Source organism: Spirillospora sp. NPDC000708 (assembly GCF_040299565.1).
GTDB lineage: Bacteria > Actinomycetota > Actinomycetes > Streptosporangiales > Streptosporangiaceae > Spirillospora.
The window spans coordinates 1-21,319 of the sequence record NZ_JBEPCJ010000076.1 but is presented as its reverse complement, the minus strand read 5'-3'; the positions used below and the strand labels follow the sequence as shown (position 1 = coordinate 21,319).

13 protein-coding genes are annotated in these 21,319 nt (G+C 76.6%); 5 read left to right on the top strand and 8 right to left on the bottom strand.

Annotation, left to right across the window (positions count from 1 at the left end):
• The first annotated feature begins 260 nt into the window (after positions 1 to 260).
• Together ABT299_RS38460 and ABT299_RS38455 are read left to right on the top strand one after the other, a co-directional pair.
• Positions 261 to 734 (top strand): hypothetical protein, encoded by a 474-nt coding sequence (locus ABT299_RS38460; RefSeq protein WP_500253739.1) that lies wholly within the window; start codon positions 261 to 263, stop codon positions 732 to 734.
• A gap of 16 nt (positions 735 to 750) precedes the next feature.
• On the top strand, positions 751 to 1,107 hold the full coding sequence (locus ABT299_RS38455) for a hypothetical protein (RefSeq protein ID WP_500253738.1): 357 nt from the start codon (positions 751 to 753) through the stop codon (positions 1,105 to 1,107).
• Positions 1,108 to 1,116: 9 nt separating this feature from the next.
• Here ABT299_RS38455 and ABT299_RS38450 read toward each other — a convergent pair whose 3' ends face one another.
• The 8 genes from ABT299_RS38450 to ABT299_RS38415 form a co-directional block, all read right to left on the bottom strand.
• A complete protein-coding gene (locus ABT299_RS38450) occupies positions 1,117 to 1,968 on the bottom strand; it encodes a hypothetical protein (protein WP_500253737.1) in 852 nt (283 codons plus the stop codon).
• Positions 1,969 to 1,997: 29 nt separating this feature from the next.
• A complete protein-coding gene (locus ABT299_RS38445; protein WP_500253736.1) occupies positions 1,998 to 2,759 on the bottom strand; it encodes a hypothetical protein in 762 nt (253 codons plus the stop codon).
• The gene (locus tag ABT299_RS38440; protein ID WP_500253735.1) at positions 2,756 to 3,964 is read right to left on the bottom strand and encodes a glycosyltransferase; all 1,209 of its coding nucleotides are present in this window, start codon (positions 3,962 to 3,964) and stop codon (positions 2,756 to 2,758) included. Before ABT299_RS38440 ends, ABT299_RS38445 begins: the two co-directional genes overlap by 4 nt.
• Positions 3,965 to 3,975: 11 nt before the next feature.
• Positions 3,976 to 4,797, bottom strand: a complete 822-nt coding sequence (locus ABT299_RS38435) for an alpha/beta fold hydrolase (RefSeq protein WP_500253734.1) — start codon at positions 4,795 to 4,797, stop codon at positions 3,976 to 3,978.
• Positions 4,790 to 5,071, bottom strand: a complete 282-nt coding sequence (locus tag ABT299_RS38430; protein ID WP_190859879.1) for an acyl carrier protein — start codon at positions 5,069 to 5,071, stop codon at positions 4,790 to 4,792. Before ABT299_RS38430 ends, ABT299_RS38435 begins: the two co-directional genes overlap by 8 nt.
• Positions 5,068 to 9,327: a beta-ketoacyl synthase N-terminal-like domain-containing protein gene (locus tag ABT299_RS38425; protein WP_500253733.1), complete on the bottom strand. Its 4,260-nt coding sequence runs from the start codon at positions 9,325 to 9,327 to the stop codon at positions 5,068 to 5,070. Before ABT299_RS38425 ends, ABT299_RS38430 begins: the two co-directional genes overlap by 4 nt.
• On the bottom strand, positions 9,324 to 16,679 hold the full coding sequence (locus ABT299_RS38420; RefSeq protein ID WP_500253732.1) for an SDR family NAD(P)-dependent oxidoreductase: 7,356 nt from the start codon (positions 16,677 to 16,679) through the stop codon (positions 9,324 to 9,326). Before ABT299_RS38420 ends, ABT299_RS38425 begins: the two co-directional genes overlap by 4 nt.
• Positions 16,680 to 16,915: 236 nt before the next feature.
• Positions 16,916 to 18,148, bottom strand: a complete 1,233-nt coding sequence (locus tag ABT299_RS38415; RefSeq protein ID WP_500253731.1) for an alpha/beta hydrolase — start codon at positions 18,146 to 18,148, stop codon at positions 16,916 to 16,918.
• Between the two features lie 330 nt (positions 18,149 to 18,478).
• On the opposite strand from ABT299_RS38415, the gene ABT299_RS38410 reads away from it, so the two are divergent.
• The 3 genes from ABT299_RS38410 to ABT299_RS38400 all read left to right on the top strand — a co-directional run bounded on the left by ABT299_RS38410 (position 18,479) and on the right by ABT299_RS38400 (position 21,285).
• Complete coding sequence (locus ABT299_RS38410; RefSeq protein WP_500253730.1) at positions 18,479 to 20,329, top strand: RelA/SpoT family protein; 1,851 nt, start codon at positions 18,479 to 18,481, stop codon at positions 20,327 to 20,329.
• A 34-nt stretch (positions 20,330 to 20,363) separates the two neighbouring features.
• Complete coding sequence (locus tag ABT299_RS38405; protein ID WP_190862913.1) at positions 20,364 to 20,816, top strand: universal stress protein; 453 nt, start codon at positions 20,364 to 20,366, stop codon at positions 20,814 to 20,816.
• Positions 20,817 to 20,877: 61 nt separating this feature from the next.
• On the top strand, positions 20,878 to 21,285 hold the full coding sequence (locus ABT299_RS38400; protein WP_500253729.1) for a hypothetical protein: 408 nt from the start codon (positions 20,878 to 20,880) through the stop codon (positions 21,283 to 21,285).
• The last annotated feature ends 34 nt before the right edge of the window (positions 21,286 to 21,319 follow it).

The window sequence follows — 21,319 nt, the reverse complement described above, 5'->3', positions numbered from 1 at the left end:
TCCGTGCGACCACCAGGACATTTGCGGGCGAGGGCTTCCGGTAGCGGCCATGGCGGTCTCGGAAGCGCTGGACCCTCCGGCGAAGGCGCCGGGCATCGTCGCGGACAAGGGGAAGTGGACGTATGGATGAGGGGGACGGCGCGCGCCGGGTTAGAAGCGGCAGGCCATCCCTTGCCGCGCTGCCCTCGGCTCTCGTCGTGTCGGTCCTCTTACTCGCCGCCTGCTCGGGGGGAAAGGACCGGGGTTCCCACACACCGCCCATGCTCGATACCGGAGCCAAGCTCCCCGACCCGTGCCGATTGGTCGGCGGCGAAATGGTGGACCGGCTCGTCGGGCCGTCCACGGTCGTCCGCGAGAAGGGCGGAAAGGAGAACCTGGACTGCCGCTGGGAGTCCAGGAACGATCCTTCCCCCAAGAGCACGTCGCCGAGTGGGCTGCTTCAGGTCGGCGCGTTCACTCAGTCGAAGCAGGTGAAGAGCGCCGAGAAGTACAACGATGCGAAGATCGCCTACCAGGCCGCCCAGCTCAAGAAGCCGTGCGCACCCTTAAGGATCTCCGCCGACGAGGCATGCTGGCAGCACGACGAGCTGGGGCTGCACGTCGCGGTGCGCAAGGGATACACGACGATCACGATCGGCTATTCCGCAGCGCGTTCTCGGGCTCTGGACGAGCACGAGAGGGAGCGGACGGCCACGGCATTGGCCACCGAAGTCCTGAAGAACCTTTCCGCGTGACCAGTCAGGAGGATCGATGGGCGGCTACAGCCTCAAGGGGAAGAAGTACCTCATCGAGGCCGGAGACAAGATCAACGAGGCGGTGAACCTGTGGGTCGACGCCTCGGTGAGCATCAATGACGCCTGGCTGGCGAGCGGGGCGTTGAGCAAGTTCGGTGAGGCGGCGGAAAGGCGTTACGGGCAACTCCAAGAGGAGGCGCTGCGGAGGTTGCAGGCGTCGGGTAATTCGCTGATCGAGACTCGGGAGACGATGTACCAGGTCGCCGGGGTCTACTCGGCCGCCGAGGCCGAGGCGGCGCGGAAGGCGGCGGAGAAGGCGCGGGAGGCGGGGTTGCGGCATCGGCCGGAGTTGGACGGGCCGCGGTACGGGTGACCGGGGTGGTCAGAGGTGGGGCTCTTCGGCGGGGGCGGGGAGGGCCGTCAGGAGGCGGGGCGGGCGCGGGAGGTCGGGCGTCAGGCGGGTGGTGAGGGCCCTGCGGACTTCCGGGAGGGCCGTGGTGGGGGCCAGCGCGACGACGCAGGCGCCGATCTTGCGGCCGCCGAGGGCGCCGGCGTCGAGGGCGGTGCGGAGGGCGCGATCGGGAAGCGGGTCGCCGGGGGTGTGGGCGCCGGTGAGGAGCGGGCCGAGGGCGGACGGGCCGGACGCGCGGAGGGCGGCGGCGGCTCGGGCGGCGGCGCCGGGCGGCGTGGGGAGGGTGGACGAGTGCCGGGCGCCGAGGTCGACGATCAGGACGCGCAGGTCCGCGGCGGCCAGGTCGAACGGGACGTGTTCGAGGGTGCCGGGCGTGGTCAGCAGGGCGTGGGCGGCGCGGGCGTGCAGGGCCGTCCGGTAGGCGGGGTGGTCGGCGAAGGGGTGCGGTCCGGCGGGCGGGCCGTGCAGGGCCCGGAGGGCCAGGAAGGTGGCGGCGGCGGTCTCGGCGCCGGTGAGGAGTCCGGTCTCGGCGGGGATCTCGCGGTTGATGACCAGGCGGGTGCCGGGGGCGGGGTCGGCGTGGGAGTTCAGGACGGCGGCGGACTCGCGGGCCCAGTGCGGGACGGGCCCGTAGAGGGACGCGACGCCGTCGGTGTGGTGGTTCACCGAGTAGAGGGACGGGGCGGCGGACGGGCCCGCGGCGACGATGGTGCCCCACGGGAGGGCGATCGTCAGGCCGTCCAGGAGCGGCAGGCCGATGGGGGCGCGGTGCATCGCCGCGGGCGGGGAGCCGTGGACGCGTTCGTAGACGTACGCGGTCATGCGGATTTCCGGGGACGTGGCGAGGCCGATCAAATCTCGTCCTTCCGCGGGTGGCGCCACGCGGGGCGGTGCCAGGGCACGGCGTCCCCGGCGAGGGTCCGCCACCAGGTGTGCGGGGTGAGGACGGGCCGCAGCAGCGCCGTGCGGTGCAGGTCGCGGGGCGAGAGCGGGGTGCCGGCGAAGACGAGGTAGGGCACGGCGCAGTAGGCGATGACGGCGACGGGGCCCCATTGCGGGTCGGACGCGAGCGCCGCGAGGACGAGCGCCATGGTGAGGATGGAGGGCACCACGGCCTGCGCGAGGGTGACGCCGAGCCCGCACAGCCATGCCGCCCGCCCCTTGCAGGCGGGGGCGCGCGGGGTGAGGTGGCAGGGGACGACGACGTGCTCGACGTCGGCGTCGTAGCGGCGGAGGCGCGCCATGGTGCTCGTGTAGTCGCCCGTGTAGGCGTCGTCCAGGAGTTCGGTGTGGACGACCGCCGCGAATCCCGCGTCGCGGGTGTGGCGGAGCATGTCGAGCGCGCGGACGACGGGGAGGTCGGCGGGGACCAGGCCGAGGACGTCCAGGCCGGTGGCGCGGGCGTGGGCGACGGCGGCGTGCCGGACGTTGGCGGAGATGACGGCGCCGTCGGCGCTGATCACGTCGTATCCGGTGGGTTCGCGCCGGTCCTCCCAGCTCAGCGGGGCGGTCCGGCGGGGCTGCGGGAGCCTGCGGATCCGCGCCAGGCGGCGGCGGAGCCGCACCGCGTCCGCGATGAGGCCCGCCGCCACCAGCGCGGGTACCGCGATCACGCCAGCTTCTCCAGGCGGTCGGCGGCCTCGGCGGCGCCGCCGGCGGCGGCGAAGGAGTCCCGGACGGCCTCGGCGGCGGCGCGGTGCGCGTCGCCGGTGAGGACGGTGGTCAGCGCGTCGCGGAGTTCCTCGGCCCGGACCCGGCCGAAGCGGACCTGGACGCCGGCGCCGGCGGCCTCGACCTGCCGCGCGATGACCGGCTGGTCGTCCCGGATCGGCGCGACGACCAGCGGCAGGCCCTGCGCGAGGCTCTCGCAGACGGTGTTGTGCCCGCCGTGGCAGACGACCGCGGACATCCGCTGCAGCAGCCGGAGCTGCGGGACGTGCGGGCGGACGAGGACGTTCGGCGGCGGGTCGCCGACGGTGCCGGGCGGGGCGACGAAGACGGCCTGGACGTCCAGGTCGCGGACGGCGTCGGCGGCGACCCGGTAGAACCGCTCCCCGGCGGGCCCGTTGAGGGTGCCGAGGGTCAGCAGGACGGCGGGGCGGCCGTCCAGCCACTCCCACGGGAACGCGGCGCCCGCCGGGCGGTCGAGGGCGGGGCCGACGAACGCGAAGTGGTCGGGGAAGACCGAGGTGTCCCCGACGAGCGCGCCGGTGGAGAAGATCAGCACGAGGTGGTCGGAGAACCGCAGGTCGAGCAGGTCCTCGATGCCGTGGTCGAGCTGGAAGTCGCCGATCTGGTCGCGGACCCAGCCCTCGACGAGCGGCATCCCGGCGAGCGGCCGGGTGAACTCGGCGGAGGTGGTCGCGGAGGTGGCCCACGGGATCGCGCGGTGCCGGGCGGCGACGGGCGCGGCGAGGACGATCTGGTCGCTGATCACGACGTCGGGGCGGAACCGGTCGAGGGCGGTCTCGACGCCGGGCATCATCGCGTGGCCGAGCGGGACGATGAACTCCTCCCACAGGAACCGCAGGGCGGCGGGGCCGCGCAGGCGCAGCCACTCCTCGCGGGCGGCGGCGAGCCGCGCGGCGAACGCGTCGTCCTCGGCGGAGAAGATCCGCGCGCCGGCGCGCAGCAGCGGTTCGAGGGTGGCGCGGTGGCCGGTCCAGGCGACGGTGTGGCCGCGGCGGGCGAGTTCGGCGCCGACCGCGACGGTCGGGTTGACGTGCCCGGCGAGCGGCGGGACGGCGAACAGGAACCGGCGCTTCGGCGTCTCGGCGCGCGGGATGCCGGGGGCGCCGAGCAGGGACGGCACCTGCATGCGGCGGCCCTTCACCGGGCACCTCCGGCGGCGGTGGCGGGGACGCGGGTGCCGGCGTGGCGGGCCAGCCAGGGCAACATGACCTCCAGGAGTTCGGCGGTCCCGTCGCGCAGCACGGTGTGGGCGTGGCCGACCATGACGTGCAGGGTGCAGCCGGGGACGGTGCGCAGCAGCAGCCGCCCGGCCTCGGCGACGTCGGAGTGCTGCCCGTACACGGCGAGCACGGGGCAGCGGACGGCGGCCAGCTCGGCGGGGCGGACGGGCTCGGTGCGGGCCAGGTCGTCGAGCAGGGTGGTGCGGTTGACGAGGGCGTCGGCGGCGGCGACCTGCCGGCCGGTCTTGCGCCATCCGGCGGCGAGGAGCTGGTCGGCGAGCCGGTCGTACTCCAGGCCGAGCGCGGACGCGGTGAGGGTGTTGAGCAGGCCCTCGGCCCAGCCGTCGTGCTCGGCGGGGCCGTACGCCTCGATGAGCACGAGCCCGGCGATCCGGTCGGGGCGGTCGAGCGCGGCCTTGAGCGCGATGACGCCGCCGAAGCTGTTGGCGACGAGGTGGACGCGGTCGTGGCCGAGCGCGTCGAGGATCGCGAACAGGTCCGCGACGGCGTCGTCCGCGCCGTGGCCGTCCGGGGTCAGTTCGGACCGGCCGTGCCCGCGCAGGTCGTAGAGGACGGCGTGGGCGCCGGCCTCGGCGACGGGCCCGGCGATCGTGTAGTAGAAGCTCGACAGGTTGTCCAGGACGAGCCCGTGCAGGAACACGACGACGGGCGCGACGGGCGCGGGCGGGCCGATGGTCTGCACGTGGAAGCGGACGCCGCGGACGGTGACGTCAGGCATGGGCGGCCTCCGTGGCGGCGATGTGGTCCACCAGGTCGCCGACCGTCAGGTCCATGATCTCGTCGATGTCCATGCCGGCGATGAACGCGGCGAGGTCGACGTCGTCGCCGTAGTGGTCGCGCAGCTTGTCGGCGAGGGCGACGAACTCGATGCTCTCCAGCCCGAGGTCCTCGTTGAACGAGGTGTCGCGGCCGATCTCCACGTCGAGGAGGAAGTCCTCCCCCACGACCTCGGCCAGCATCCGGACGACCTGCGTCAGGGCGTCGTCGCTCATGTTCGGCTCTCCTCCATGTCGGTTCCGCCCGCCGTGACCGTCCAGGCCACGACGTGTCCGTCCAGCTCGCGCGTCCCGACCTCGGTGACCGCGCCGCCGCCGGTGACCAGCAGGTGCTCGGCGTCGGAGGCGGTGACGGCGGGTTCGGGGTGGCCGGCGGGAAGGGCCTGCAGGACGGCCTGCTTGGCGGCGCGGACGCGGGCGTCCCCGCCGCCGGACGCCAGGCCGACGCCCGCGGGCTCGCCGGCGGGCCGGGCCAGCGCGACGCCGAGGTCGGCGTCGCAGGCGATGGCCACGGCCAGGTCCTGGTCGAAGGGTCCGGTGACGGCCGGGTGCCGCCCGGTGCCGTCGCGGACGGTCAGCTCGGCGGGGAACAGGGGGCCGTGGCCGTTGCGCCACAGCCAGTCCCGGACGGCGTCCTTCGCGGCGATGCGGCCGAGCAGCCACGGGCCCTGCGCGAAGCCGGGGAGCCGCTCGTACTCGGCGCGCTCCACGGCGCACAGGTACTGGCGCATCACGAGGTCGCGGGACGCGGTGCCGTCCCAGCGCTTGCGGGCGAGGCACCAGCCGCCGTCCTGCGGTTCCCCCATGCCGGACACCTCGGGGGTGAACTTCATCCGCCACAGGGCTTCGTCGGTGTAGAAGCGGTGCGTGGTCCATCCGTCGATGCGCGCCCAGAGGGCTCCGTCTTCGCGGACCATCTCGACGGAGCAGCGCAGGGTGGTGTCCGTGAGCGACTCGGCCCACACGGTGGTCTCGAGGCGTTCTCCTGCGGCCGGCGGCGGGCCGTACAGGGAGACGCGTTCGATCCCCACGGGGAAGACGGTCTGGTCCTTCTCCCCGTAGACCTGGATCCAGTGGCCGCACAGCTGCCCGGCGCTGTCGATGAGCGCGCCCGGCGTGGGCAGGGACGTCAGGACGCCGCGCACGCCGTCCTCCGCGAGCGCGGTCACCTCGGTGACGCCGCGGAACAGCGGGCCGTGGAACATCCAGCGTTCCTCGTAGAGCCGCTCGGCGGAGACGACGGGCGGGCCCTCCCCGGTCAACGGGGTGCGGTCCGGCGGCGGCGGGGCGCTGTGGCGCTCGGCGAGCAGGACCGTCCCGTCGGTGTGGCCGGGGATGACGACCTTGACCCGGCGCGGGCCGGTGCCCGCGGCGCCGCCTCCGTCGACGAGGTGGGCGCGGATGGCGGCGCTGGTCGGCGGGGCCGCCACGACCCACCGGACGGCGCGGACGGACTCGAACCCGACCACGACCGTGTCGGGGAGCAGTTCCCGCGCGGTCGCCGCCATCACCTCCAGCAGCGTGGCCAGCGGCACGATCGGGAACCGGTCCGACATGTCGGGCCAGTCGGGGGGCTGCGGGAAGACGCAGTGGTCCGCGAGGTACGGCATCGCCTCCAGCGAGAACACCCGGGAGATCACCAGCTCGTCCGCCGGGGCGGCCGGCGCCTCGTCGGCGGACGCGGGCGCCGCCCCGCCGCCGAGCGCCTCCAGGACGGTCTGCGCGCCGGTCGCCGCGTCGTTGAGCAGCGCCTCCAGCTCGGCGAGCACCGGGTCGTCGGCCGGCAGCGACGGCACCGCCGCGCCGCCCGGCCGGATCGGCGGCACCGCGCCGTCCAGCCTGACCAGCGGCGTCCCGAGGTCCAGCCGCATGCCCGCCGACGCCGGCGGCGCCGGGGACGCCCCGTACCCCTCCGCCCACAGCGCCGCGACGACCCGCCGCAGCTGCGCCATGCCGTCGCGCTTCGGGACGTTCACCGCCATCGCCAAGTGCTCGCGGGCGCCGAGCCGGTCGCCGACGAACCCCGTCAGGCTCCCCGGCCCGACCTGCACGAACGCCCGCACGTGCGCCGTCCCGTACAGCTCCTCGATCAGCTCGCTGAACCGCACCGGCTCCAGCAGGTGCCGCGCGACCAGGTCCCGCACCGCGTCCGCGTCCGACGGGAACGGCGCGGCCGTCGTCCCCGACCACAGCGGGAAGCGCGGCTCGCGGATCTCCAGCGCCTCGAACGACCGCTGCACCTGCTTCTCGTACGCCTCCGCCAGCGGCGTGTGGAACCCGGTGCGGAACGGCAGCTCCTGCCCGAGGACGCCCTCGGCCGCCAGCCGGCCCAGCACGTCCCGGACGTCCTCGGGCGGTCCGCAGACCACCGACTGGTGCGGGCAGTTGTCGTGGCTGACGTACAGGCCGGGCCGCCCGGCGATCGCCTCCTGCGCCCGGTCCGCGCCGCAGCCGAGCGCCCCGTACACCACGTCGGGGACGTCCAGCCCGTCGCGGTCGAGCGCCCGCACGAACGCGTCCACGGCGGCCGGGTCGTACATCCCCGCGACGATCATCGCGGTCCACTCGCCGAGGCTGTGCCCGGCCGCGACGTCCGGTTCGACGCCCAGCTCGGCGAGCGCGGCGGCGAGCAGCCGGCCCACCGCGATCACGTCCGCCGCGTGGCCGAGCAGGTCGGTGCGGCCCGTCGGCTCCGGCCTCGGCATCCCGAAGTGCTCGGCGACGTCGTCCACGCGCGGCTCGAACGCCGGCTCGAACCCCGGGAATAGGAACGCCAGCCGCCCGCCTTCGGCGAGCAGGGGCCGCGGGGCGAACCACACGTCGCTGCGTCCCCGCCACGGCGTCCCCCGCTGGACGACCGCCCGCGCCAGGTCCAGCCTGCGCGCGGTCGGCCCGACGATCGCCAGGCGGACCGGCAGGTCGGGCGGGCTCTCCCCCGCGCGCGCGAGCAGCTCCTCGTCGGGCACCGCCAGCAGCGACGCCAGCTCGTCGGTGGTGCGGGCGGCCAGCCTCAGCACGCCCTCCTCCGAGGACGGCGCGTCCAGCCGCCTGCGCCTGCGCGCCCGCCCCGCCGGAGGCTCCTCCAGGATCAGATGCGCGTTCGCGCCGCCGAACCCGAACGCGTTCACCACCGCGCGGCGCGGACCGTCCGCCGGCCGCTCCCACTCCGCCGCCTCCCGGACGACCCGCAGCCGCCCCCCGTCCAGCGCCGGATGCGGATCGTCCACGTGCAGCGTCGGCGGCAGCACCCCGTCGCGCACCGCGCACGCCGCCTTGATCAGCCCCGCCATCCCCGCCGCGGGCATCGCGTGCCCGATCATCGACTTCACCGTGCCGAGCCCGACCGGCGCGCCGTCGGTCCCGAGCACCCGGCGCATCGTCGCCAGCTCCGCCTCGTCCCCCGCCGGCGTCGCCGTCCCGTGCGCCTCCACCAGGCCCAGCGCGCCCGGCGCCCGCGGGTCCAGGCCCGCGTCCCGCCACGCCCGCTCCACCGCCAGGACCTGCCCGTCCACCAGCGGGCTCATGATCCCGGCCGCCCGGCCGTCGCTGGACGACCCCGCCCCGACCACCACCGCGTGGATCCGGTCGCCCGCCCGCACCGCGTCCCGCAGCCGCTTCAGCAGCACCACCCCGGTGCCCTCCGCCAGCAGCGTCCCGTCGGCGCCCCGGTCGAACGGCCGGATCGTCTCGCTGGGGCTCAGCGCCCGCAGCTGGCTGAACACGCTCCACACCGTCGCGTGATGCGCGTGGTGCACCGCGCCCGCCAGCATCGCGTCCGCCTCGCCGCTCCGCAGCGCCCGCACCGCGTGCTCCACCGCCAGCAGCGACGACGCGCACGCCGCGTCCACCGTGTACGCCGGGCCGCGCAGATCGAACCGGTTCGCGATCCGCGCCGCCGCGAAACTCGGCACCAGCCCCACCGACGCGTCGGGGCCGTCCGGCCCGATCCGCGCGCAGAACGCCCGCCGGATCTCCTCCAGCCGGTCCGCGCCGAGCTCCGGCAGCAGCTCCGCCAGCACCCCCGCCACCTGGTGCGACGTCCGCACCCGCTGGTCGAACCGCGCGACCCCCGGGGTGATGTAGCCGCCCCGGCCGATCACCACCCCGACCCGCGTCCGGTCCGGCAGCCGGTCGTCGCCGCCCGCGTCCGCGATCGCCTCCGCCGCCGCCCGCAACGCCATCAGCTGGTCCGGCTCCATCCCCGGCACCGACGCCGGCATGATCCCGAACCGCGCCGGATCGAACGTCGCGAGCTCGTCCACGAACCCGCCGCGCCGGCAGTAGAACCGGTCGCACTCCGGCGCCCGCCCGTAGGCGTCCGGGTCGTAGTACACCGCCGGGTCCCAGCGGCCCGGCGGCACCTCGGTGATCGCGTCGATGCCCGCCAGGACGTTGCGCCACAGCTCCGCCGCCGAACCGGCCCCGGGGAACACCGCCCCGGCGCCCACGATCGCGATCGGCTCCCCCGTCACCGGACCGTCCCGGTGAACACGACCTGCGTCTCGTCCCCGTGCGCGATCTCCCGCAGCAGCGCCGCCACGCCCGCGTCCGGATCGATCAGCCCGATCCCGCGCCGCCCGTACTCGCGGGCCAGCTCCGGCGACACCATGCCGCCGCCCGCCCACGGACCCCAGTCCGCCACCAGCACCCGGCCGCGCAGCCGCGTCCGCCACACGTGCGCGAGCGTGTCGCACGCCTCGTTCGCCGCCGCGTAGTCCGCCTGCCCCCGGTTGCCGTGCACGCCCGCGACGCTGCCGAACACGACGAAGAACCCGACGTCGGGCCGCACCGCCGCCGCGAGCGCCGACGCGCCGTCCACCTTCGTCCGGTACACCCGCTCGAACGACTGCGGCTCCTTGTCCCGGACGAGCCGGTCCTCCACGACGCCCGCGCCGTGGACCACCCCGTCCAGCCGGCCGTGCCGCAGGTACACCCGCTCCACCACGTCCCGGACCATCCGGGGTTCCCGCACGTCGCCCGCGTGGTATCGGACCGACGCCGCGTGCTCCTTCAGCGCGTCGAGATTCGCGCGGATCTCCCGTTCCGCCAGGATGCGCCGCACCGTCGCCTCGATCTCCGCGGGCCGGCGCCCGCCCTGCGCGACCAGCGCCCGCCGCAGCCCCGCCTCGTCCGGGACGTCCGGGAACGACGCCGGACCCACCGGCTCCAGCGTCCGCCCCATCACCTCGATGTGGCAGCCGGTCGTCCGCGCCAGCTCCAGCGCGACGCGCGCGGTGACGCCCCGCGCGCCCCCGGTCAGCAGGACGACGCCGTCCGGCCCCAGCGGCACCCGCGCCTCGCCGCGCAGCTCCACCGGCACCACCCGCATCGTGTGCCGCAGGTCGCCCTCATGCCCGACGACCACCGGGCCCCGGGCGTCCAGCAGCTCGGCCAGGATCCGCAGCGCGATCGCCCGCGGCGTGTCCTTGGTGTCCACGTCCAGCGCCCTGACCAGGGTTTCCGGGTACTCCTGCGCGACCGTCGCGGCGAGCCCGCGCAGCCCCGCGCCCGGCCCCGGGTCCCCGATGCCGCCGCCGTCGAACGCGCGCCCGAACGTCCCGCCGGACCCGCTCGCCACGACCAGCCACCGCAGCCCGCCCACCAGCGCGCCGCGGATCCCCGCGTACGCGTCCGGCAGCACCGCCGTCGCGCCCGGCCGCAGCGCCGCCAGATGCACCAGGCCGTCGCACTTCCCGTCGACGTCCAGCGGTGTCCGCACCCGCGCCCCGTGCCGCTCCAGCAGGTCCGCCAGCTCCAGCGCGACGCCGCACCCGTCGTCCACCACCACGAACGTCCGCCCGTCGAACACCGTCCCGGTGTCCGCCGGGACCGGCAGCGCCTCCAGGTCCGCCGTCCTCACCACCTGCCGGACGACGCGCCGGGCCCGCTCCCCCGACGGCCGGACCCGCCCGGCGAGCACCCTGCGCGCTCCCGTCGGCTCCCCGCCCCGTCCGGCGGCCCGCTGCGCGGGCGTCCCGCCGCGTCCGAAGAGCCCCGTCTGCGCGTCCTCCCCGCCGAGCGCGGCGACCCCGTCCCCGCCGAGCCGCACGACCTCGACGGCCGCCTCCCCGGTGGGCCGCCGATCCGCGTCGTCCGCGTCCGGCCGCACCTCACCGGCGGGCGCGTCGTCCGCCTCACCGCCAGAGCCCTGCGTCTCAGGCACCCGGGCAGACGGCACCGCCCCCTGGCTCCCCGAACCACCGGCCCGCTCACCGTCGCCCTCGGAGACGGGCGCGGCAGTGCGCGACTCACCTCGATCCGTGGGCGCACTAGCAGCACTGCTCATCGCCTTGCCAGGACGGGTCTCCGTGCTCGACGGCTGCTCCGGGGTCCCTGCGGTCGAGGGCGTCTCGGCGTCGCGGGGCGTGGCGACCTGTGGCCGGCCGGTCTGGGGCGGTGTCGCCGGGCGGGGGCGTTCGGTGCCGCCAGCGGTCTGGACATGCGGCGCCTTCGGGGTGGTCTCCGGATCGCGGGGTCTCGCGGGACGGGGCGCCGGGGCCGCCGGCCGTTCGGGGCCGCCGGGGCGGGGCGCCGACTGGGGCGGGACGGCGGGGCGCTGCGGGGCCTGCGCCGACGGCAGGCGGGTGCGGAGCCAGTCGACGATGTCGCCGATCGTGGTGAGGCGCGTGAGCTGCTCGATGACGGCGTCCGGGGCGGTGAGGCCGACGCGCTCGGTGACCTCGCCGATGATGACGGTGCGCTTGATGGAGTCGATGGACAGGTCCGCCTCGAGGTCCAGGTCGGCGCCCAGCATGGACTCGGGGTAGCCGGTGCGGGCGCTGATCACCGACAGGACGGTGGCATGGACGTCGCGGGGCGGCTCGGGCTCGGCGGAGTGCAGGGGCAGGGTCTCGCCGGGCAGCACGGGGCGGGGCGCCGGGATCGGCGCGGCGGGCACGCCGGGGCCGGCGGGCCCGGCGGGCTCGGCGCCGAGGTGGCGGAGGATGACCTCGCGCTGCGCGGCGATCAGTTCGCGGCCGGCGCGCAGGTACTCCAGGACGGCGGTGTCGGAGCCGGCCGGGCGGGCCGGCGCCGCGGCGGGGACGCGCTCGGCGGGCCGGAGCGCGCCCGCCGGGTAGCCGCCGTCGGCGGTGCGGACGAGGTGCCCGTTGACGATCCAGCCGGGCGCGGCGGGGACGGACGCGGGGTCGAGGACGCGGGCGTCGCGGCCCGCGAACAGCGGCAGCGGGTCGACGGGGACGCCGGCGGCGGCGAGGTCGGCGAGGGCGTGCAGGAGCCGTTCGACGGAGCCGTCCTCGGCGGCGTCGCAGGCGACGGCGGTGTGCGGGCGGTCGCCGAGGATGCGGCGGGTGAGGCCGGTGAGGACGCGTCCCGGTCCGGCCTCGACGAAGGTGCGGGCGCCCGCCTCGTACATCGCCTCGATCTGCTCGACGAACCGGACGGGCGCGGCGACCTGCCCGGCGAGGGTCGCGGCGAGGTCGGCGGGGTCGCTGTCGTAGGGGGCGGCGGTGGTGTTGGACCAGACGGGGAACGCGGGCGAGCGCAGGTCGCGTCCGGCGAGGGCGGTGCGGAGCGTGCCGGACGCGGCGGCGACGAGAGGGCTGTGGAAGGCGCAGGCGACCGGCAGGCGCTCGGCGGCGAGGCCGCGTTCGGCCAGGACGGCGAGGGCGCGGGCGACTCCGGCGGTCGTGCCGGACACGACGACCTGGTCGGGCGCGTTGTGATTGGCGACGACGATCTCGGAGACGCCGGAGACGGCCTCCCTGACCTGCCGGAGCGGCGCGGCGACGGCGGCCATGGCGCCGGGGTCGGTGCCCGCGGCGGCGAGGATGGCCTCGGCGCGGGCGGCGCTGAGCTCGATCATGTCGGTGTCGTCGAAGACGCCGGCGGCGCAGAGCGCGACGAGCTCGCCGTAGCTGTGCCCTGCGGCGAGGTCGGGGTGCACGCCGACGGCGGTGAGCAGGCGGTGGACGGCGAGTCCCGCGATGCCGAGGGCGGGCTGCGCGACCCGGGTGTCGGTGAGCGCCTCGCGCTGCCGGCGGGCCTCGCCGGGGCCGAACGCGGCGGGCGGGAACATCACGGGCGCGTAGCGTCCGCCGGCGAGGCGGAGCAGGCGCTGCAGGCGGGGGAAGGCGACGAAGAGGCCGGCGAGCATGCCGGGCCGCTGGCTGCCCTGCCCAGGGAAAAGGAACGCGACCTGCCCGGGGTCGCCCGACCGGCGGACGTGCACGCCGGGCGCGGTGCGGAACTCGGCGGCGGCGGCGAGCTTGCCGCGCAGGTCGTCGAGGCCGGTGGCGACAACGGCGACCTGCACGCGCCCTTCGGCGGACGCGCAGGTCCGCGCGAGGTCGCGCAGCCGGGCGGACGGCACGTCCAGCAGCCGCCGGAGCCGGGCGATCTCGGCGCGGGCGGCGGTGCGGTCGGCGCCGCGGATCAGGAACAGCTCGGCGGGCCATTCGGCGAGCCCGGACACCGGTTCGGGGCCGCCGTCGTAGCCGGCGAGGACGGCGTGGAAGTTGGCGCCGCCGAACCCGAAGCCGCTGACGCCGGCGTACCGGTCGCCGGGGCGGGCGGCCCAGGGCCGCGCGGTCGTCCCGAACGCGAACGGCCCGTCCGGTTTCCAGGCGGCGTTCGGGCTGGTCAGGTGCAGGGTGCCCGGGAGGACGCCGGTGTGCAGCGCGTACGCGGTCTTGACGAGCCCGGCGAGCCCGGCGGCGCACTTGGTGTGGCCGATCTGCGACTTCACGGAGCCGAGCGCGACGGACCCGGGCGCGGCGGCGGAGAACGCGGCGGTGAGGGTGGCGAGCTCGGTGCGGTCGCCGACCTCGGTGCCGGTGCCGTGCGCCTCGACGAGCCCGACGTCGGACGGGCGGACCCCGGCGCGCTCGTAGGCGCGGTCGAGGGCGAGCCGCTGGCCTTCGGCGCGGGGCGCGGTGAGGCCGAGGGAGCGGCCGTCGCTGGACCCGGCGACGGCCTTGACGACGGCGTAGACGCGGTCGCCGTCGCGTTCGGCGTCGGCGAGGCGCTTGAGCACGACGCAGGCGACGCCCTCGCCGAGCGCGATGCCGTCGGCGGCGGCGTCGAACGGGGCGCAGCGTCCGGACGGCGACAGCGCGCGGACGGCGGAGAACATCAGGTAGTCCTGGATGCCGTTGTGCACGTCGGCGCCGCCGCACAGCACCATGTCGCTGCCGCCGGTGGCGAGTTCCTTGCAGGCGGCGTCGAGGGCGGCGAGGGACGCGGCGCACGCGGCGTCGACGGTGTAGTTGGCGCCGCCGAGGTCGAGCCGGTTCGCGATGCGCCCGGCGATGACGTTGGTGAGGACGCCGGGGAAGGAGTCCTCGGTGGGTTCGGGGAGCTGCTCGTCCAGGCCGGGCGGGACCTCGCCGTAGTAGGACGGCAGGGCGGCGCGGAGGCCGTAGGCGGTGGCGAGCTCGTTGCCGCCTTCGGCGCCGAAGAACACCGACGTGCGGGACCGGTCGAACGGGCGGTCGGCGTATCCGGCGTCCTTCAGCGCGCGCGCCGCGACCTCCAGGGCGAGGAGCTGGATCGGCTCGATGCTGCCGAGCGCGCTGGGCGGGATGCCGTAGGCGAGCGCGTCGAACGGGACGTCCGGCAGGAACCCGCCCCACTTCGACGGGGTCTTGCCGGGCTCGGACGGGTCGTAGTGGATCGCCGGGTCCCAGCGTTCGGCGGGCACCTCGGTGACCGAGTCGACGCCGCCGACGATGTTCGCCCAGTAGGCGTCGGCGTCGCGGGCGCCGGGGAAGACGCAGCCGACGCCGACGATCGCGATGTCGGCGGGGCGGGCGGCGGTGGACGCGGCGGCGCGGTCCCCGGCGATGCCGAGGTCGGCGGCGCGCGCGGCGAGCAGCGCGGTGGCGCCGTCCGTGACCTCTTCGTGCAGGGCGGCAGCGGTGGTCGTGGAGTCGCGCAGGGCCGCGACGTCCCCGATCATGTAGAGGCCCTCGGCGCGCTGCTCGTCGGGCCCGACGGGGGCGGACCGGCGCAGGCCCTTGCTGGCGATGCGCAGCCGGCCGAGGTTGAGGCGTTCGAGCTGCCCCCACATGTCCTGGCGGGACGTCCCGGCGGCCTCCAGCTCGCGGCGCGCCTCGGCGAACCGCTCGACGTAGGGGGTGCGGGCGCAGCGGGTCGCGTGCCCGGGCGAGGTCTCCAGCAGCGCCGTCCCCGCGCACTCGACGGCGGCCTTCTGGAACCCCGGCAGGATCGCCCCGGCCGCGACCGCCTCGGTGGTGAACAGGTAGGCGGTGCCCATCAGGACGCGGACGTCGGCGCCGCGCTCGGCGAGCGGCCCGGCGAGCGCGGCGACCATCGCGGCGGACCGCGCGTCGTGGATCCCGCCGGCGAACATCACCGACAGCTCGGCCGGGTCGCCGCCGAACGACATGAGCCGCTCGACCTGCGCCTCCCACAGCGGGAAGCTCGCGCGCGGCCCGACGTGCCCGCCGCACTCCTGCCCCTCGAAGACGAACTTGCGGGCGCCTTCGGCGAGGAACCGCTCCAGCAGCTCCGGCGAGGGGGCGTGCAGGTACGCGCTGACGCCCGCGTCCTCCAGCGCCGCGGCCTGCGCGGGCCGCCCGCCGGAGACGATCGCGTACGGGGGCGCGGCCTCGCGGACCGCGGCGAGCTGCGCGTCGCGGACCTCCGGCGGCGCGAACCCGAGGACGCCGACGCCCCACGGCCGTCCGGCGAGCCGGTCGGCGGTCTCGCGCAGCAGCGTCCGCACCCGGTCGCCGTCCATCAGCGCGAGCGCCAGGAACGGCAGGCCGCCCTCCTGCGCGACGGCCGCAGCGAACGCCGAACGGTCGCTGACCTGCGTCATCGGCCCCTGGACGACCGGGTACTCGGGGCCGTCCGGGGTCTGTCGGGACGCCAGCGGCGCGGCCTGCACGGCGGCCCGCAGGTGCTCGGCGATCCCCTCGCGGACGGCCTGGACGACGCCGCCCGCGGTGCGGTGCCGGGCGGCGAGCGCGGCGGCGAGCGGCGCGTCCTGCCCGGCCGGCAGCAGCCGCGACCGCAGCCCGGTCGCGCCGAGCCGCGCGTTGACCTCCGCCGGGGTGAGGCCGGCGAGGCCGATGTCCGGCAGGTCGGGGCGCGTGTAGACGCGGTGGCCGTGCACGACGCGGGTCTCCGAGCCGTCCATCGCGGTGAGCGCCGCGGCGACGTCGGCGGGAAGGTCCATCTCCCGGACGAGCGCGAGCTGCACGTCCAGCACGACGCCCGCCGCTCCCCCGGCGACGGCCGCGGCGGCGGTGCGCGGGCCGATGCCGCCGGCGGCGAGCACCGGGACGTCCACGGCGGCGTCCGCGAGCAGCCGCTGCAGCAGTACGAACGTGGTGAGGTCGCCGACCCGGCCGCCGGCCTCGCGGCCCCGGGCGATGAGCGCGGTCCCGCGCGTCCCGGGGAACCCGCCGGCGACGGGCAGCACCGCGGCGGCCTCGGCGGCGTCCACGACCTCGACCAGCAGCCGGCGTCCGCGCGCGAACCCGGCGATGTCCAGCGAGTCGTCGGCGAGCAGCGCCGGGGCGTCGAACACCACGGTGTCGACGGCGTCCGGCAGCTCCTGCGGGCGGACCCGGCAGCCCGCCGGGACCCGCACCCCGAAGCGGCCCGCCCACCAGCGGCGGACGTCGGCGAGCGCGGCCAGCGCCGGCTCCCGGTCGGTGCCGAGGTCGAGCACGCCGTGCCCGCCGGCGCGCGCGACGGCCACCGCGACGTGCGGCGCGGGGCGGCCGAACGGCGTGACGCCGACGATCTCGGTCCCGGGCGCGCGGCGTTCCGGGCCGTCCTGGACGGCCCTCGCCTCGTCCCCGCCCGCCGCCGTGTCCCTGTCCGCGGCCATGCACTGCCCCCCGACGCGTCCCGCGCGGCCCGGCCCGGCGACCGCGCGGCTGGTGACCCTCGCTCTCGACAACGGTCGGCAACACTACGGTCAGTGAGCGGCCGAGCACGGGGGCGACACACCCGGGGACGCGCTGATGGCGGCACCGCAAAGCACTTTGGACGCTTCCTTGGCCTGCGGAAGACCCGCGGCCGACCCGACCGGGCGGTCATCCCGGAGGGCGGGGCGGGACCGGGCTAGCCGGTGACGGCGGGCGCGCGGCGCTGTCGGCGGATCCCGTGCCGGACGGTCCCCTCGTCCAGCCAGCGGTCCAGGTGCGCCCACGTGGTCGTCCGCGCAGACCGCCCGGTCAGCACGTCGAGGTGGCCGCCTGAGGCGACCTCGAACCGCACCTTCGGCGCGCCCGGCAGCAGCCGGATCAGCGGCAGGACGGACCGGACCGGCGCGACGCCGTCGCCGCGCCCCGCGATGGCCAGAACCGGCACGCCGACGCGGCGCAGCTCGACCCGCCGGCCGTCGATGTCCAGGACTCCCGCGGCCAGCGCGTTCTCCTGGAAAAGGGCGCGCTGAATACGCCGCGCGGCGCGCCCGGAGAATCCGGGAACGGCTTCGGTGAATTGATCGACGGCTTCGATCTGGGCGAGGAGATCGGCATTGTCGAGGTGCGTCAGCGTCCGATAAGGGCGGAGCAGCCCTTTGTCGATTCCGGTCGCCCGGCGGACCCGTTTCAACAGCGCGCCGGGGACGCCGCCGAACGGCGTGCCGAACACCTCCGCGGCGGCGGCGCGGGCGAGCCCGGGCCACGGCGGCGGCACGGACAGGTGCGGCACGGGCAGGCGCGACACGGGCAGGTGCGACACGGGCAGGTGCGGCGAGGGCAGGTGCGGCGCCGGCAGCCGCACGGGCAGCCGCGCCGCGCGGACGTCGACCGGCGCGGCGATCGCGGCGACGGACGCGATCGGCAGGTCCGGGTCGTCGGCGGCGGCGAGCAGCGACACCACCCCGCCCAGGCACCAGCCGACGAGCTGGACCGGCTGACCGCCCGCGTCGCGACTGACCGCGCGGATCGCGGCCGGCAGCAGGTCGCGGACCCATTCGCGCAGGCCGGCGTCGTGTCCGGCCCGGCCCGCGGCGTAGCCGCGGGCGGTGTCGCCCGCACGGGCGGGGCCGCCGGCGCGGGCGGGGTCGAGCAGGTAGCTGCGCCGTCCCGCGCGGACGACGTGCTCGGCGAGGCTGCATCCGCGGCGCAGGTCGTAGCAGCGGGCCGGCGCGGACGGCGGCGGGACGAACAGCACCGGCGGCCCGGCCGGGACCACCCCGTCCGGCGGGCGGTAGCGCAGCACCCCGCGGGCCTCCCCGCCCTCCACCGGGTCGGCCGGCATCGGCCGCAGATCGGCGAGATGACCGTGCCGCGCGAGCTGGACGGCATTGACGGCGGCGTCGCGCACGCCTCGCGGGGAGAGGATCATTTCGCCATTATCCAACCGTCCTGGCAGAGCACGGCGCGAGGCCATTGACCAAAGGCGGCCCTTCGCCCTTCACCGCATTAATACACTGGTCAGCGGGGCCGGGAAATCTCCGGCGCGTGAAGTGCGTGTTAAATCGCCTTGACAGCCCGGCCCGGCGGGTCCGTAATGGGCGTGCAGGACGGCCCGGCGGTGGCACGCTCCAGCGCGCGCCCGGCGGCGCCGGGCCGACACGGACGCCCCGGTCTCCCGCCACGGCCGCGGCGTCGCGCATAATGTCGGTTACACCCAGTAGCAGGGACGCTACCGGGGCGGGCGGCAGGTGGGTGCGTGATGACGACCCTCGATCCGGCGAACTCCACAGGCACGGCCTCCGTCGCGGACGCACCGCCGGGCGGGGCCGCGCCTCCCGGCGCGCCCGTCCCGGCGCGCGGGCGGTCCAGGTTCCCGCCGCTGCGGCGGGCGCCCGCCGGGCCGCGGGCGCCGCGCGGACCGGTCCGGCTGCCGCTGCGCCGCGCCCGAACCGCCCTCGCGGGCGACCCCGTCCGCCCCGCCGTCGCGCCGCTCCTCGCCGTCCACCGGTCCGCCTGCCCGGGCGGCGACGAGGCGGAGCTGCTGCGCGGCTACGAGGTCGCCGAGCGCCTGCACCGGGGGCAGCTCCGCAAGTCGGGCGCGCCCTACATCACCCATCCGCTGGCCGTCGCGATGATCCTCGCCGGGATGGGGATGGACACCACCACGCTCGTCGCCGCGCTGCTGCACGACACCGTCGAGGACACCCCCTACACGCTCGGGGAGCTCCGCGCCGACTTCGGCGAGGAGGTGGCCGTCCTCGTCGACGGCGTGACGAAGCTGGACGGCAGCCGTTGGGGCGAGCGCGCCGAGGCCGAGACGTTCCGCAAGATCGTGCTCGCGGCGGCGGCCGACCTGCGCGTCCTGGTCATCAAGCTGTCGGACCGGCTGCACAACCTGCGGACCCTGCGCTACCGGCCCGCGCACAAGCGGGCCCCGTACGCCAAGGCGTCGCAGGAGCTGCTCGTCCCGTTCGCCGAGCGGCTCGGCATCCACGTGCTGAAACGCGAGATGGACGACCTGGCGTTCGCCGCGCGCGCCCCCGAGGAGCACGCCGCGACCGGGCGCGCCGTCCGGGCCGCGCTGCGGCGGGCCGACGCGGCGTTCGCGCCCGCCGTCGCGCGCATCCGCGACGCGCTCGCCGAGCACGGCGTCCGCGCGCGCGTGCAGATCCGGCCGTCGCACCTGTATGCGGTGCACGAGACGTTCGGCGGCCATCTCGCCGGGCTGCGGCCCTGCGAGGCGGCGCGGCTCCTGCTGCTGGTCGACGGCGAGGAGCGCGACTGCTACATCGCGCTCGGCGCGGTGCACGCCGCGCTGCACCCGGTCGCCGGGCAGGTCCGCGACCACATCGCGATGCCGAAGGACAACATGTACCGGTCGCTGCACACGCGCGTCATCAGCCCGGACGGCGACCCGTTCGACGTCATCGTGCGGAGCGAGGCGATGCACCCGGTCGCCGAGTACGGCATCGTCGCGCACATCCGGCAGGCCCGCGACGATGCCGCCACCGCCGACGCCGTGGCGGGCCGCCGCGACCTGGCGTGGCTGAGCCGGCTGCTGGCCTGGCAGTCCAACGCGCCGTCCGCCGACTTCCTGGACGGCCTGCGCGCCGACCTCGCCGCCGGGCACCTCGCCGCGTTCGCCCCGGACGGCCGCGCCGTGCCGCTGCCGGAGGGCGCGACCGCGCTCGACTTCGCCTACGCGCTGGACCCCGGCACCGGCGACCGCTGCATCGGCGCCGTCGTCAACGGCCGGCTCGCGCCGATGTCGGTGCAGGTCCGCAGCGGCAACGTGGTGGAGGTGCTCACCGACCCGGCCGGCTCCCCGTCCGAGGACTGGCTGGACTTCGCCGTGACGGTCCCGGCGCGCATGCACATCCGGCGGAGCCTCGCGCTGCGGCGCGCGGAGGAGGCGGCGGACGCGGGGCGCCGCACCCTCGTGCGGGCGCTGGCGCAGCGGCGGCTCGACCTGCTCGCCGCGGAGGCGCGCGGCGACTCGCTGGCCGTCGCCCGCGACCTCGGCTACGGCGAGATCGAGCAGATGTACGGGGCGCTGGCGGCCGGCGCGCTCGGCCTCGACGACCTGGTGGCCCGCTTCACCCGACTCTGACATTCCCGACTACCCTGGTCCGCGTGATGATCGCATGAGCGGCGAAGGGCCGTTCGAATACGGCGTGGACGGGCCGAAGGTGATCGTGGCCGGCGTCGACGGGTCGGAGACCTCGCTGCACGCCGGCGCGTACGCGTGGGGCCTGGCGCGCCGCGGCGGCGCGCGGCTGATCCTCGTGCACGTGGAGCGCATCGCCGCGCTGTCCACCCTCACCGCCGGCGGCGCCGCGGTGATGCGGGAGGCCGGCGAGGCCGTCGCCGAGGACCTGCGCCGCGAGCTGGAGCGCGCCGCCGAGCGCGCCGACGTCCGGTACGAGTTCGTCACCGAGCAGGGCGACCCGTTCACCGTGATCTCCCGCATCGCCGACGAGGCCCGCGCGGACGCGGTGATCGTCGGCGCGTCCGCGCAGGCCGGGCACCGGCTGATCGGGTCCGTCGCGGTCCGGCTGGTCCGCACGGGCCGCTGGCCGGTGACCGTCGTCCCGTGACCCGGCCTCTGTCGGTGGCGCGGCGGCCAGGTTGGACGGCGGCGCCGGGGGAAGTGGTCGGGTGAACCGTGCGGAGGACGAGGCGGGGGCGGCGATGTCGGAGCCTTACCTGACGGAGGTCGGCTGGGCGGGGTCCGCGCTCCGCGTCGCCGGCGCGATCAGGCGCGACGACGACCTGCCGGCGGCGCCGGAGATGGAGCTGCTGCTGCGCGAGCGCGACGGCGACGGGCTGCTGCGGCTCCCCGCGTCCGTCGGGGCGGAGGACGGCCTCGTCACCTTCGAGGCGCTGGTGGACGTCGCGGCCGTCGAGCGCGGCGAACCGCTGCCCGGCGGGCTCTGGGACGTCGACCTGGCGATCGGCACGCCGCCCGAGGGCCGCGTCGTCGCGGGGGGGGCCCAGCGCGCGCCCCGGCGCGGCCCCCCGCCGCCGACGGGGGTCAGTGCGGGGGGGGGGCACGTGGCCGCGTAAGTCGGGTGATCCGGAGGTGGGGGTGGGGGGAGAG